Raw genomic sequence first — 13,571 nt, forward strand, 5'->3', positions numbered from 1 at the left:
CGGTTCTCTCGGAAAAGCCGGACACCGCGTTCGCGAAGTTCGGCAGGATAGGCGGGGGTGAATTTCTGCTTCGTCATAGGGCTCATCCTTCGAGTGTTTTACTCTCCGGTAAACCCGGGGCGGTTCACCCATATCTCCAAGGCAATCGAAAAGGGCGGAAAGCCGCCTAACCACTATGCAGCATGGCATCCGCAGCAAATCCGGGAAACCGGGATCTTGGTCGAGCCCGCCCATCTTGACCGGACTAGGCCGCGCCGAGCAGCGCCGTCTCCTCCTTGAAGGCGAAACGGCGTGGGACGCAGATGCTGTCGCGCCGCGGCCCTCGCGAAAGCTCCAGAGTAAGCAGACTGTCGTCCGGAAAGGCCGGGCTGAGCTCAAGCTTCAGATACTCGAAAAGCTGCCGGTCATGGACCGCGATCATCACCTGCCGGCCATGCTCCTTCGAAAGGGTCCTGAGGAGCGCGGCGAAATGGGCGATATGGACATCGTCCATCGACTGCACCGGATCGTCGAGGATCAGCCATGGCAGATCCTTGGGGACAGCGAGATGGAGCGCTATGAACAGTGTCAACGCAGCGGTGTTGAGATTGCCTGAGCTGAGCATCGCACCCGGCGTCCCGCCCGCACTGCCACCGTCACGATGCTCGGTGATCAGCGCTGGCTGCAGCTTCTGGGTCGATGCGTCTGGAATTCGAAATGCCGGGACGAAGGGCTCGCCAGGCGCCAACCGCACGAAAAGGTCCCGCCAGACGCGGTTGAGACGGTCATTGAACTCCCGCCGGATGATCGCCGATCGAACCGTGTCGACGGCACTGCGTATCGCATTGCCTTGGTCGCGCAGCTTTTGCGCACGCTCCAACGCTTCCTCCGCCCGCTGGAAGAACGCAAAATCTTCTGTGATCCGATCGTCGCTGACCTTGCGGCGCGCGGCTGCAGACCTGATGCCCGCAATATGGTCGCCGCCCCGGCGCCGTAGCGAGAGCCGGTTCTCCAGCACAGTCGACTGTGCCGAGAGCAGCGCCTCCAGTCGGGCCATCCCCGCCGAGAAGGTTTCGCCCTCTGCGAGCCCCTCGGCGCCGATTGAGCGCGCGAAGTCGCTGAGAGTCTCTCGTGCCGCCGAGAGCGCAACGTTGCGCGACTGTGCGGTGCTTACCAAGCGTCGTGCCGCAACGTCAGCCGCCCTCAGCTGGCCACCTTCGCGGAAAACCTCGCCGAGGCCGTCGACTTCGCTGATCAGCGCCGGGAGAAGCGCGACCCTGCGGTCGAGTGCAGCAAGTGCCTCCGCATCTGGCTTACGTGCCGCGATGGCTTCGATCTCGCGATTCAGTCGCTCGATGGTGACCTGCACCTCGCCCCGCGTTCGGCCGAGCACAAGCAATCGCTCAGCCGACGCGGACAGTGTCCGAACCTTGTGGTGGACGTGCTCGCTTAGCGGCACCTTGCCGACTTCGCTGAAATCGCGATCGCAGACCGGGCAGGTCTCGTCGGTGATAAAAGATGTGAGCTCGGCGAGCACCGAACCCAGGCTTCCAGCCGTGCTCGAGAGACGCCCGACCTCTTGGTCGATCGTATCGCGCTGGAGTTGCGCAACGTCCCGCTCGCTCTGCGCCGCGACCTCGCGCTCGAAGTCGGTACGGGCCTGATCCGCGCGACCGGACGCGTGCTTATGTTCGGTGCGAAGACGCGCTAACGCTGCATCGAGAAGCTGCTCCGGGTCGCTCGGCAGCGATACGTCAACAAGCAGCGCCTCAACACGGGCACGTATGTCGCTGGCCTTCCCTCCATGCTCGGCCTCCCAGCGCGCATACGACTCGCTTGCCTCGTCTGCTGCGGTGTTCTCGCCGCTCCCATCGTTGGTGCTGCCGGCCGCGCTGATCTCGCGCTGTATAGCACCCAGCCGGCGCTGCTGATCCGTGAGGGTGTCGAAGCTCTTGGTATCGGACGCGTCGTTGAGCGCCGCCTCGACCGCGTCCAACGTTTCCTCGGAGACCTCGATTGTCAGCCCGAGTTCGATGCACAGTGTGCGAAGCTCATTCAAGGCGGTGGCAATCTGCTGAACAACGCCATTGCGGGCCGTGCGCTGATCCGAGAGCAGCCGGTCAAGGCGAGACTTTTCATTCTCGGCCGCCAGCCATCCATCGACCGTCTTGCGGACGTTTCGGACATCGGCGAGCGGCTTGAGCCCAGCTTCGAGTGCGTCGAGGCGATCGAGTCCGAGGAGCTTGCCTACGAATTGCGAAAGCGGGGAACTCGCTTCGCTTCCGGCATCCTGATAGATCTGCAGGAGCTGACCGAGCAGCGATTGCGGCAAGAAGGAGCGCTCCCGGAAAAACTTCGCCTGCTCCGCGCCGAGCGCCGCGACGGAGTGCGCGCCAACGTCGGTCAGGAGCGATTCGTAGTCTCGCTCTGTCGCGCCAAGCGCCGTCCGCAGCACCACTTTGCCCTTGATCGATGAGCGGTGCAGCAATTGCCGCGCATAGCCCTGATCGGCGCGTTCGAGAGACTGGACACGGCCGGTAAGCGCGAGCTCGATTGATGAGAGCAGGCTCGTCTTTCCAGCGCCATTCTCGCCGTGGACGAGCACCACCTTGGCGTCGAGTGGCGCGTGGATGTGACCGCGAATGCTGCGGAAATTTGTGACGTCCAAGCTCTTGAGCAGGATATCGTTCATGGCTGTGTCTCGCCTGTATCTTGCTGCAGCGTTCGCATGATAACGGACGCCACCGCATCGGTCACCGCCTGCTCGCCGTCGCTCGAGGCCAACATCGCGGCCTCCAGAAGCTCCTGGTTCGTGCCGGCAGGCAGCGCCTTTATGAACTGCGCCATCGCCGGACCGGCCCCGTCGGTTGTCTCGCCGGCTGCGGCGGGTAAGGTGAGCGGGAGGAGCACTCGGATTCGGTCGTCGAGCTGCAATGCAGCACTTGCGTCCGCCGGCATTCCCTGATCGTCGAGCGGCACGCCCTCGACCTGCAGCACGCGGCATGTCTCCGATAGCGCTTCGATACCCTCGGCAAGAGCGGCGCCTGCAAGGATAACGGTCACGACGAACCGCGACGCCGTGACGTCGAGCGCGCGGCTCAGCGCCTCGACTCGTTGCCGGACACGAACGCCGTCGCGGTCGCCAAAATCTCCCGTCGTGGTATCGACCAAGAGGATCAGATCCAGCCCACGCCCCTCGATGCCGCGCATGGCACCAGTGAACGCAAATTCGACGCCGGCCACCCTGAACGGCGTAGACAGATCAACATAGCAGGCGGCGCGGAGTCGGGCCTGAATGGCCTGAACCAACGGCGCGCTCACAGCATCATCTCGGCGACGAACTCGCGCTGGAGGGTGGCGGCGTCCCCGCAGCGATCAAGCAGAGCGCCCAAGCTCACATGGGTTTCGCCGACATGGCCGGTTCGTCCCGGAGCAGCGCGAACCCGGCGAGCGCTGCTCGCGCCTCCGGCGAGCTGCTGCCAGACATGGTCGGCATGGACCACGATCGCATTGTCATTCGCGAATGCACCCTGGCTCTTGAGCGAGATCGCCTCGGTCGCGGATTTGACGAGGAAGAGCGGCCGATCAACCCCATCGGGGCGCGCGGCGCGCGCGGTCATTGCTCCGGCGTCGAGCGCAGCCGATACCGGCGCGCGCAGCTCCCAAAGACCAGCCGTTCGGCCACCCTGCAGCAGGCCGAGCGCAAGCCCGAGCCGCCCGAGGCCCATGCCGATCGCGTTCTGATCGGCGGCCATCAGATTAGGGGTCGAGGCGCAAAGCGCTTCGTAGGCGTCGGCGTTCGCCGGCAGAGCGCCGGCCCGGAATATCGCCAGCAAGCGCGACCAGATAGCGATCGCAGTGTTCACGAACGGAGTCCGGCTACGGCCGCCTGGCGGTGGAACCGCCAGATCCGCGATGTCGTCTCTCAGCTCGCCCAGCAAGGGAATGAGCGCGGCGGCAATGGCACCCTTGCCCAACGGGGCAAGGGTAAGATCGACCAGATGAGCGAGCTTATCGGTCAGGAGCTTGAGAACGAGCGCGATCAGGACCTTCTCCCCCCAGGCTCGAAGCAGTGTGGCATCATGCATCGCGGCGGGATTATGGTTATAAGCAGCCCCGTAGGACAGCCTAAGGACGTCGCGCTGTCCTGGGCGAATGGTATCCTCGCAGAAAATGTGCGCCGCCGCCGCCGGTGCACTGGGCCAAGGCCAGGCGTGGATGGCCTCAGCGCGCGAGAACAGCGTCTGTAGGTTGTTGTCCTGGATGGAGAGGCCAAGCACCATCGTCTTGTGCGAGGTCGCTAGCCCCACCATTGCTTGACACATCGCGGCAAAATCGTGGGACTGGGGCCACCCCATGATCTGGGTGTAGCTGCCCGTCAGGAACCGCCGAAAGACGGCAGGCTCCCGTGTCGCGTGGATGATGCATCCGTGGAATTTCAGCAGCCGTGCGCGACCAGCGGGCCCTCTTAGCTGGTTCGGATCCACGATCACCTGCAGCATACCGCGCACGCCGCCGCTCAGTCGCTCGACGGCCGCCTCAATGAAGCCGTCCCAGTTTGCCGAGGCGATCTCCTGGACCGCACCTTCGAGGATGAGGATTGCAGTGCACAGATGCTCTGCCGCAGGAGGCGCGGGATTGGCGAACGCTTCTCGAACGTCGATCGCGTCCCACAAGATAAAATCCGAAGGCATACCCGCGATCGGAATATCCAGCACGCGCGAGTACTGGTTCCAGAGCCCGTTGATGATGGCATCATGCTCCGGCCACGTCGCCAGGGGCTGGCCGATCTGCGCCAGAACGGTCCCGGGGTCGATCTGGACCAATCCCAGGGCCTCCTCGAGCGCCGGCATATACGTGGCAGTGGTCAGCGGGTCTGCGGCACGCTCGCGGAGATAGTCGAACGCCTTTTCGATGAGATCCCCAAGGCTGGGCGCAAGGTGCGAAATGCCAGACCCCACCCATAAGGCGAACTCCCCATTCTCGACCGCCTCCGCGACAGTCGCGAACTCGGCTTCGAACTTTGCAAGCACCTCGCGCACGGTAATCAGGTCGGCAGTCGGTGCCAGCGCCACGCAGTTCCACTTCCCCGAATATGTTGATTCGTAATAGATTATTATTGTCCATCGACAGGTTGTCCAGCACGAGATTGAAACTCGCCAAAATGGACCGAAACAATGCTCAGGGAGAGGTGTTGCTAAGGTCACTGAAAGCTCGAAGTTCGTCGATTGCTTGCGACCCAATTCAAATCAGTCCGCCTGGGCGATCAACGTCAATAGAGCTGCTGCGGCGTGCCGGGGCATGTCGGCCCGTGTCGCGTGGAAGTGTGCCTTCAGCGCCTTTAGCCCGTCGGTGCCCTGAGGGGTGACGGTGCCGAGTTCCGCCATGTGAGCGCGAATGGCATTGGCGAGCATCGTACGCTGGTGGACCGTGAAGCTCACGCGCCTTGTGCAGCATCAGCACGGCCTGCTGGTCTTCGGTCTTCACTGCCACGAAGCGCATGGTCGGGCGGGTTACAGCCTCGCAGATCGCTTCGGCGTCAGAGGCGTCGGTCTTTCCGCGCTTCACGTAAGGCTTCACATAGGCCGGCGGCATTATCCGCACGGCATGCCCGAGGCGGCCAATCTCCCGCGCCCAGTAATGCGATGTCGCACAGGCTTCCATACCAACAAGGCAGGACGGCTGTGATGGGAAGAAGCGCAGCACATCCGCGCGGCGGAGTTTGCGACGTATGATGACGACGCCAGCGGCATCGACGGCATGGACCTGGAACACATTCTTCGCGAGGTCGAGTCCGATCGTCGCGATATCTGACATGGTGGATCCTCCAATATTGGAGCCCTGATCATACCACGGTGCCGAATTGCGCCGCGGTCCGAATAGGGGCCGTCCACCCCATCAAAGTTGCACGCCGAAACACAGCCAGACAGATTCATCGTGAACCCGACCCACCAGATGCCGGGACTGAACACCTAGACCGTGATTGGCCTGAATCCAATCACACCCATCAGGGATTCCCTGCCAGACCCGGCTGGGCTATCGTGACGACAATTATAAGCCTCGGGGGATTCTATGAAAATTAAGGCTTTTATCAGCAAGGTTCAGGCCGTGCATAAGACCGGCGTCGCGACCGAGCACTCATACCGATCCGCATTCGAGGCCCTTTTTGCCGATTTCGGCGTGACCGCCCTGAACGAACCGAAGCGCGTCAAATGCGGTGCCCCGGACTTCATCGTGTCCTCCGGAGAGCTCGTCATCGGCCACCTGGAGGCCAAGGATCTCCACGTGAGCATCCGAGGCATGAAGGATGCGAACAAGGCCCAGCAGGAGCGCTACAGGGCCGCTTTGCCCAACTTGATCTACACGAACGGCCTGGACTGGGATTTCTACCGCGACGGAGATCTGATCGCCTCCGTGACGATCGGGGATCTGCTGGTGGGTGTTGTGCCGCGCCCCGACCGCTACGAGGCTCTCGAGCACCTCCTTCAAGAGTTCGTCAATCAGCGCCCCCAGACGATCACCGACCCCGAGGATCTGGCCGTCCGGATGGCCGGCAAGGCCAACCTGATCAAGGACGTGCTGCGCAAGACCCTGGTCGATGACGAGGTCTTGGAAAGCGAGCTAATGTCCCAGTATCAGGCCTTCCGCGAAAACCTGATTAAGGACATCACGCCCGCGGATTTCGCCGATATATACGCGGAAACCATCGCCTACGGCATGTTCGCGGCGCGGCTTCACGATGAGACCCGGAACACGTTCAGCCGCCAAGAGGCGCTGGAACTCCTTCCGAAATCTAATCCGTTCCTGCGGGCTCTGTTCGGCTATGTGGCTGGCCATGATCTGGACGATCGGATCGCCTGGATCATCGACGATCTGGCCCGAGTTTTCCAGGCCTGCGACATCTCAAAATTGATGAAGGACTTCGGCAGCCTGTCGGCACGCAGGGACCCCTTCATCCATTTCTATGAAACTTTCCTGGCCGCCTATAACCCGGCCAAGCGCAAGGCCCGAGGCGTATGGTATACGCCGGAGCCGGTGGTGGAATTCATCGTCCGGGCCGTAGACGATGTCCTGCAGAGCGAGTTTGGCCTCGCCGACGGTCTCGCCGATGTCTCTAAGGTCAAACTGGACTGGGACACCGGTCAGACCGACAAGAAGGGCAAGGCTGTCACGATCAAGAAGGAGGTCCATCGCGTCCAGATCCTCGACCCGGCCACCGGGACCGGGACCTTCCTGGCAGAGGTGATCAAGCAGATCGCGCCCAAGGTCAAAGGCGTCGCGCCGGGCATGTGGTCGAGCTATATCGAATCGGACCTAATCCCTCGACTTCATGGGTTTGAGTTGCTTATGGCCTCCTACGCGATGTGCCATATGAAGCTCGACATGATTCTGACCGAGATGGGCTACAAACCGGCAAAGCAGCCCCCTCGCCTCTCCGTCTACCTGACTAACTCGCTGGAGGAGGGCGAGCCCGCAAACCAGACCCTGCCCTTCACGCAGTGGCTGAGCCGGGAGGCCAAGGGTGCCAACACCATCAAGCGGGACATGCCTATCATGTGTGTCCTAGGAAACCCTCCATATTCCGGGGAAAGCTCCAACAAGGGCCAGTGGGCCATGGACCTGATTTCGGCCTACAAGGTCGAGCCTGGCGGCAAGACGAAGCTCCAGGAACGTAACTCGAAGTGGATCAATGACGACTACGTCAAGTTCATTCGCTTCGCCGAGCACATGATCGAGAAAACCGGCGAGGGTGTTCTGGGTTTCATTACGAACCACGGATACATCAACAACCCGACCTTCCGAGGTATGCGCTGGCGCCTGATGCAGAGCTTCGACAAGCTCTACATCATCGATTTGCACGGAAACTCCAACAAGAAGGAGGTCGCGCCGGACGGTTCCAACGATGTCAACGTGTTCGACATCAAACAGGGGGTGGCAATCATCCTAGGCGTCAAGCACCGCACGAAGGATAAGCTGGCAAAGAAGACCCCCGCCGAGGTGAACCACGCCGAAATGTGGGGACCTCGCAGGAGGAAATACGACAGCCTTCAGAAGGCGAGTCTCAAAGGCATCTCCTGGAATAAGCTGGATCCTGATCCACGCTACCTGATGTTCTACCCGATCAACCGAGACCTTCTCGAGGCATATGATAGCGGATTCGCCCTGACGGAGTTTTTCCCCGTCAATTCCGTGGGGATTGTCACTGCGAATGACGGCTTGACGATCGACATGGATCGGGATGCGCTCTCTGCCCGCGTGAAGGCCTTTGCGGACATGGAGCCGGGGGACGCGCTGCAGAAATATGCCCGGCGGAAGAACGGAAAAATTTCAGAAGCTGAAGATTGGAAGGTCGGATGGGCGCAAAAGGATATTGCGAACAGTCTGCCTAAACTCGATCCGGTCCCGATCCATTATCGTCCCCTAGACATCCGTTGGACATATTTCACCGGAACGTCCCGCGGTTTCCATTGTCGCCCCCGAGGCGAGGTGATGCGCCATTTGGTCGGCCATGAGAATCTTGCAATTTGCGCGCCAGGCCAGACGAAAGACGGGCTTGGTGGTATCGTGGTCAAATCTATCGCGGGGCACAAAACCTTCTCGGCCTATGATATCAACTCGGTCTATCCGCTCTATCTCCACCCAGAAGAGCAGGACTTGGACCAAGGGCGCCGTGTGAACTTCGACCCCAAGCTATGGAAGAAGATGCGCTCAAAGGCATCTCATCCGATCCATGGAAGTCCTGACGAACTGGCGACTTTCGACTACATCTATGGTGTCCTGAACTGCCAGGAGTATCTTCAGACCTTCGAGGAATTCCTCCGCATCGATACGCCACGCATTCCATGGCCCGCTAACTCGGACGAGTTCTGGGACATCTCCGCCAAAGGCGCACAGCTTCGCGCGCTGCATCTCCTGGATCCTGCGGCCGTAGGGGAGACCCCCTACCCGTTCATGGGCGACGGGGACAACGTGGTGGACACGCCGAAGCTGGAGGGCGGCCGCATATGGATTAACGCCACCCAATGCTTCGACAACGTGCCTTCCGCCTCCTGGAATGCCTATATCGGCGGCTATCAGCCCGGCCAGAAATGGCTCAAGGATCGCAAGGGTCGCGCCCTGACATTCGATGACGTGAAGCACTTCCAGCGCATCCTGAAAGTCCTATGCGAGGCCGGGCAAATCGCGAAAACGATCAAGATGACCCTAACCCCGCCATGAAGATCCTTGTTTTGGGAGATGTGCATTGTGACCCGTGGCGCCGCTCGTCTCGCAGCCCATTAGCCGTGGCCGCTCCCGAGATCCGTGGTCTTGATGCGCTAATTCTCGTCGGTGATCTGGCCGGTGCCCCTGAGCGGGGATCCGTCGCGCTGGCCCAGCCATAACCGCTGCCTTGAAGCGACGCGGGCGGCCGTCACGGCTATGCGCACGGAAGGCCTGCTGCGCGAGGTCGATACCGAGGCCGCCGCCCGCCTGCTGAACGGCGCCGCCCTCAACGCGGCCCTATGGGTGGCGAGTTGCGACGACCCTGCCCAAACTCTATCCAAAGCGCAGGAAGCGTTTCGTCTGATGGCCGCCCGCCTGCTGACGCGCCCATAAGCCTTCTACTGGAAGTTTCTGCGATAAGCGCCGAATGACCGCTTTCAGGAACGCCGCCGAGCAGCATTGGAAGCTGGTGACCGTCAGCTATGGGCCGACCTTTTTTATCCTGGCGTCAGGACCTCCGACTCATCCAAACTTGCCTACTTCTGCCTAGCGACATGGTGATCGGAGCCCGTTTTCGGCGCAGTCAGTAGTCGCGTTTCCGGACCAACTCCTCTCAGCAACTGTCGCCTGAAATCCAGTAGCTTCGTGCCAATGCCCAACGAAGCCATGTTAACTTGACAGCCGACTCTGGGCCTCGGCGGAAAAGTAATATCGAGGCCCAGGTCGATACCGTCAGCCATTCGGCGTGATGATTGATCGGCGCGTCTTAACTCGGGAAAAAGGGGGTCGGGGTCAGGATCTTGTTGACTTGAGAAATCAAGTTCCCCGCCTCAGCGCTCAACTTCAGGTAGGCAATCCAATCCGGGTCCTGTTGCAGACGTGCGCGGCGTTGTTCTCGGTCGGCGGCATCCTTGTAGACCCATACGTGAATGTAGGAATTCACGTCACCGGTCTCTGTTGCGGCAAAGATCACAGGGTCGCCCAAGTGGTGACGTTGGGTTTTCCAACCGTTTTCTGCGTAAAGCGCCAGTTGCTTCTTGATCGTGCCGGGGCGGCAGGTATAGGTGCGGTGGTCATATATCACTGAAGTATCCTCCAACTTCATTATCTGGCAATACATCGAAAAAATTCAGCATTTCATGCATTGTCAGCTCATAATTCTCGTGCATTAATATACATGAGCGCGCGGGAGGCAAGCGTTTGATTGTCGGAGTGGGATACTGACGATCATTTCGGATAGCGAAATGCGGAAACGGCACCTGCTCTGACGCGGGTGCGGCTCAGTCATATTGACGGGTGTCGCGGAACGGCGGTGCCAGTTTCAAATGGAGGAACAGGATTTGAAACACCAACTATTTGCGGCCCTTGCGGTCGCCTGTGCAGCGGTTTCGACCCCGATGGCCGCATCGGCAGAATACCCCGAGCGCGATATCCGTGTCGTTGTTCCATGGGGTGCCGGGGGCGGCACCGATGCGATCGTTCGCAAGCTGACCTTGCTAGCCGAGAAAGAAATCGGCGGCACAATGTATGTTGAAAACATCGATGGCGGCATCAGTGCGACCGGTGTCAGCCAGGTAATGCGCGCGCGTCCCGATGGATACACTATTGCGGCGCTGACCTATGACAGCATCATCACCATTCCGTGGCAGGAAATGCTACCTAACTACAAGCTGGACAACCTCAAGCTAATCGCACGCGTGACCAGCGAACCCGACGCGCTGGTGATCGATTCCAGCTCTGACTACAAAACGCTCGACGCGCTACTTGCCGCTGCGAAGGCGTCGCCGGAAACCGTCCGCATTGCCGTGCAGAACATTGGCGGGCGCGTTCACCTTGCAGCGCTGCAGCTCGAGCAGTTATCGGGGGCAAAGTTCAAGATCGTCTCCTATCCCGGTGGTGCGGGCCCGCAGAAAGAGGCGATTCTGTCGAAGGAAGCGGCCGGAGCGGTCACATCGCTGGGAGATTTTGCCAACCTGCTCGATGACAAGACGGTCATTGGTCTGACAGAATTTTCCTCCTCGCCGAACCCCACCTACGGCGATGTGCCGATGGCGAAGGATCTTGGCGTTGACCTGGAAATTGGTTCTTTCATCGTAATCGCGGCCCCCGCCAAAACACCCGATGACGTCGTGGCCAAGATCGAGGCGGCCTACAAAACGGCCTATGACAGCGAAGAATTCCAGAAATGGGTCGCTAACGTCGGCGTCACCCCGAGCTGGCTCGGCACGGCAGAGGTCACCGGCTGGTCCAACGAGACACAGAAAACCCTGTTCAGCCAGATGGATGCACTGGTCGAAAAGGGCATCCTGTCCAAGTAACCCAACCGGCACCAGCCCAGCGTCGGGCCTGAAAGCCCGACGCGATCCATTTCCACGGAGATGCAAATGATGAGCCGCCAAAGGCTTCTGAGCATGGAATTTGCCCTGCCGGTCTTTTTTCTGATTTTAACCACAATCTATCTGGCCGCCGCCTTCGCAATCCGCGCCCAGATTTCGGAGCCTTTCTGGCAGGGTCCGCGCGCGATCCCAATCGTGGCATCCGTCATGATGTATGCGCTGCTGCTGTTCGTACTGGTCCGCCAATTCAGAACGAGCAATGCAAAATCCCAGCCAGGAGAAATCCTGCGTCCTGTGTGGGTGATGGTTGCCACGGGAGTCTACATCTACGTCTTCGAGCCGCTTGGCTACGGTCTGTCAACGCTTCTCTACGTCTTCGCGCTGTTCTTCATTTTCGAGTTTAGGACGCGGCAGCGCTTGGCCTTCGTGATCTACGCGCTCGTCGTCACGGCCGTCTTCTACATTCTCTATGCCGTTATCTTCGGAGTGCGTCTGCCTGAACTGTTCGGGGTTATCTGATGGACACTTTTCTTAGCTATTTCAACGGATTTTCAGCGCTTCTCGATCCGCTGAACTTTGCGGTCATGATTGGCGGGTTTCTGGTCGGCACTTTCTTCGGTGCAATGCCGGGGCTTACATCGGTGCTGGCAATCGCGCTGCTGCTGCCGGTGACCTATCAGATTGATGTCGTGCCTGCGTTGATCATGTGCGCCTCGATCTTCATGTCGGGCATGTATTCGGGCTCCATCACCGCCATCACCATCAACATTCCCGGCGCGCCATCTTCGATGATGACTGCGCTTGACGGCAACAAGCTGATGAAACGCGGCAAGGGCGCGAATGCGCTTGGCCATGCCGCGCTGGGGTCGATGATCGGTGGAACGCTGGGGGCCGTGCTGCTGATGGCGTTCATGCCGATAGCGGCCAAGCTTTCGCTTCTGATCCAGACGCCGGGGAAATTTTCGCTGATCTTCTTCGCGTTGGTGGTCATCGTCATTGTCGAAAAAGGCAATATCGCAAAAAGCACCATTGCCATGCTCCTGGGGCTGATGATCGCGACCGTCGGAATTGACGAGCTGCTGTCTGTCCCGCGGTTCACCTTCGGCACAGAAAACTTGATGGAGGGCATTGATCTGATGCCACTGGTCATTGGGGCGTTCGCCATCAGTGAGATACTCATTCAGGCGCAGAATTGGCGGCTGGAAAGTGAAGTTGACCTTGATGAGATCAAGAAGATCAGGATCAAGCGCCGCGACTTCATCCCGTTATGGTCCGAAGTACGCGAAATCGGTCTCTGGACGTATTTTAAAAGTACCGTGATCGGCTATCTGATCGGCGTACTGCCCGGTGCGGGCGGATCCATGGCCGCCTTTGTCTCCTATATCGAGGCGCGCCGCAGTTCGCGCAAACCACAGGAATACGGCAATGGCAGTCGCGAAGGCATTGCGGCGGCGGAATCGGCCAACAATGCCATGTGCGGCGGGGCCTTCGTGCCGATGCTGATGTTCGGCATTCCGGGCGATCCGACCACTGCCATTGTTCTGGGTGTTCTGGTGATTAACGGCCTGCAACCGGGCGCGCGGCTTCTGGAAAACCAGGCCGACCTGATCTCTCCGATGTTCGCATCGCTGATTATCAGCGCCCTGATCCTGATCCCGTTGACGCTATATCTTCTGGGGCCGCTGTTTTTGAAGATGGTCACCATTTCTCGCGGGCTGCTTTACAGCGGTATCGCCGTGGTGGCGCTGGTGGGAAGCTACGTTGCGACGCTGTCGATCTTCCAGATGTCGCTGTCGCTGGTTCTGGGTGTTCTGGCCTTCTACATGCGCCGGGCGAATTATTCTCCGGTGGCGATGTTGCTGGGCTTTATCCTCGGTCCCGATCTGGAGCAGTATTTCCGGCGTGCGATGTCGCTGTCGGACGGCGATCCTATGATCTTCCTGACCAGTACGGACAGCATCTTCTTCCTGCTTCTGACAGCGGCCTTCGTCTACATGATTGTCGTTCGCAAACCCAAGGCCGCTACTGCGCCGTGATCTGACACAACCCGTC

Annotated in this window: 9 protein-coding genes and 1 pseudogene; 5 read left to right on the forward strand and 5 right to left on the reverse strand. The window is 60.0% G+C overall.

The window, feature by feature from the left end:
- Positions 1-244: 244 nt before the first annotated feature.
- From GL286_RS16990 to GL286_RS17000, 4 genes and pseudogenes are all read right to left on the reverse strand, one after another.
- Positions 245-2,671 carry an AAA family ATPase gene (locus GL286_RS16990; RefSeq protein WP_170295257.1) on the reverse strand — a complete coding sequence of 809 codons (2,427 nt, stop codon included), beginning with the start codon at positions 2,669-2,671 and terminating at the stop codon, positions 245-247.
- The gene (locus tag GL286_RS22210) at positions 2,668-3,300 is read right to left on the reverse strand and encodes a hypothetical protein (protein WP_170295258.1); all 633 of its coding nucleotides are present in this window, start codon (positions 3,298-3,300) and stop codon (positions 2,668-2,670) included. Before GL286_RS22210 ends, GL286_RS16990 begins: the two co-directional genes overlap by 4 nt.
- Positions 3,297-5,054 (reverse strand): SIR2 family protein, encoded by a 1,758-nt coding sequence (locus GL286_RS16995; RefSeq protein WP_155096775.1) that lies wholly within the window; start codon positions 5,052-5,054, stop codon positions 3,297-3,299. The genes GL286_RS22210 and GL286_RS16995 overlap by 4 nt, the downstream gene beginning before the upstream one ends.
- 323 nt (positions 5,055-5,377) lie before the next feature.
- Positions 5,378-5,796: pseudogene (locus GL286_RS17000) on the reverse strand (IS110 family RNA-guided transposase); the annotation flags it as partial.
- Positions 5,797-6,051: 255 nt separating this feature from the next.
- Here GL286_RS17000 and GL286_RS17005 point away from each other — a divergent pair.
- Positions 6,052-9,198 (forward strand): type ISP restriction/modification enzyme, encoded by a 3,147-nt coding sequence (locus GL286_RS17005; protein WP_155096776.1) that lies wholly within the window; start codon positions 6,052-6,054, stop codon positions 9,196-9,198.
- A gap of 123 nt (positions 9,199-9,321) precedes the next feature.
- Positions 9,322-9,576: a hypothetical protein gene (locus tag GL286_RS17010; protein ID WP_155096777.1), complete on the forward strand. Its 255-nt coding sequence runs from the start codon at positions 9,322-9,324 to the stop codon at positions 9,574-9,576.
- Between the two features lie 373 nt (positions 9,577-9,949).
- Here GL286_RS17010 and GL286_RS17015 read toward each other — a convergent pair whose 3' ends face one another.
- Entirely contained in the window at positions 9,950-10,282 is a 333-nt protein-coding gene (locus GL286_RS17015) for an NIPSNAP family protein (RefSeq protein WP_246185000.1), read from the reverse strand.
- 226 nt (positions 10,283-10,508) lie between these two features.
- Between GL286_RS17015 and GL286_RS17020 the strand changes: the two genes are divergently transcribed.
- The 3 genes from GL286_RS17020 to GL286_RS17030 all read left to right on the forward strand — a co-directional run bounded on the left by GL286_RS17020 (position 10,509) and on the right by GL286_RS17030 (position 13,555).
- On the forward strand, positions 10,509-11,501 hold the full coding sequence (locus GL286_RS17020) for a tripartite tricarboxylate transporter substrate binding protein (protein WP_155096779.1): 993 nt from the start codon (positions 10,509-10,511) through the stop codon (positions 11,499-11,501).
- A 93-nt stretch (positions 11,502-11,594) separates the two neighbouring features.
- Positions 11,595-12,038, forward strand: coding sequence for a tripartite tricarboxylate transporter TctB family protein (locus GL286_RS17025; RefSeq protein ID WP_170295259.1), 444 nt, complete (start codon positions 11,595-11,597; stop codon positions 12,036-12,038).
- Positions 12,038-13,555 carry a tripartite tricarboxylate transporter permease gene (locus tag GL286_RS17030; protein WP_155096781.1) on the forward strand — a complete coding sequence of 506 codons (1,518 nt, stop codon included), beginning with the start codon at positions 12,038-12,040 and terminating at the stop codon, positions 13,553-13,555. Before GL286_RS17025 ends, GL286_RS17030 begins: the two co-directional genes overlap by 1 nt.
- Positions 13,556-13,571: the final 16 nt, after the last annotated feature.

Origin of the sequence: Paracoccus aestuariivivens, from assembly GCF_009711225.1 — a bacterium.
Taxonomy (GTDB): Bacteria; Pseudomonadota; Alphaproteobacteria; order Rhodobacterales; family Rhodobacteraceae; genus Paracoccus; species Paracoccus aestuariivivens.

What these genes read in the sequence shown, in the direction of transcription:
- GL286_RS17005 (WP_155096776.1), top strand. Translation starts at nt 6,052, where the DNA reads ATGAAAATTAAGGCTTTTATCAGCAAGGTTCAGGCCGTGCATAAGACC.
- GL286_RS17020 (WP_155096779.1), top strand. Translation starts at nt 10,509, where the DNA reads ATGGAGGAACAGGATTTGAAACACCAACTATTTGCGGCCCTTGCGGTC.
- GL286_RS16990 (WP_170295257.1), bottom strand. Translation starts at nt 2,671, where the DNA reads ATGAACGATATCCTGCTCAAGAGCTTGGACGTCACAAATTTCCGCAGC.
- GL286_RS17025 (WP_170295259.1), top strand. Translation starts at nt 11,595, where the DNA reads ATGGAATTTGCCCTGCCGGTCTTTTTTCTGATTTTAACCACAATCTAT.
- GL286_RS17030 (WP_155096781.1), top strand. Translation starts at nt 12,038, where the DNA reads ATGGACACTTTTCTTAGCTATTTCAACGGATTTTCAGCGCTTCTCGAT.